Origin of the sequence: Microbacterium sp. 18062 (assembly GCF_902706225.1) — a bacterium.
Taxonomy (GTDB): domain Bacteria; phylum Actinomycetota; class Actinomycetes; order Actinomycetales; family Microbacteriaceae; genus Microbacterium.
Genome location: NZ_CACSKB010000318.1, coordinates 1 through 458, shown reverse-complemented (window position 1 = coordinate 458; position 458 = coordinate 1). Strand labels below are relative to the sequence as shown.

At 67.5% G+C, this 458-nt stretch carries 1 protein-coding gene; it reads left to right on the top strand.

Features of this window, described 5'->3' with window-relative positions; translation table 11 throughout:
- Positions 1-169: 169 nt before the first annotated feature.
- Complete coding sequence (locus tag GVL03_RS20000) at positions 170-385, top strand: hypothetical protein (protein ID WP_159502644.1); 216 nt, start codon at positions 170-172, stop codon at positions 383-385.
- Positions 386-458: the final 73 nt, after the last annotated feature.

The window sequence follows — 458 nt, the reverse complement described above, 5'->3', positions numbered from 1 at the left end:
CCCTCCTCCAGCGCGCTCCGTTTCCGGACTCCCGGCCCGCGCTGCCCTCCGGCGACCCGTTCGCCACCTTTGCGCTCCGCGCCGCCGCACCGCCGGCCGCACCCGGGGCTCTCCCGGCGTCCTGTTGTTCGCGCGTGCCACGGCACGCCGTTGTCACTTTGTTTCCGATATGCACGCACCGACCGCTTTCGCGGTGGGCCGTTTTCTCGTGACGCCGCTCACCCGGCGCACCGAGACGGGCCATTACGCCGCTTCCGTTTCCGTCCGCAGAGGCATGCACGACCGCATCTTCCGCTTCCTTCCCCGCTTCGACAGCGACGTGCTGGCCGAGCGCTATGCCCTGGACCAGGGCCGCGAGATCGCGCTGCAGGGCGCGGCCGCCTGACCGTTTTTTCATTCCCAACGAAGGAGTTCCGTGTCCAAAGAAGATCTGATCGAAATGCAGGGCAAAGTGGATG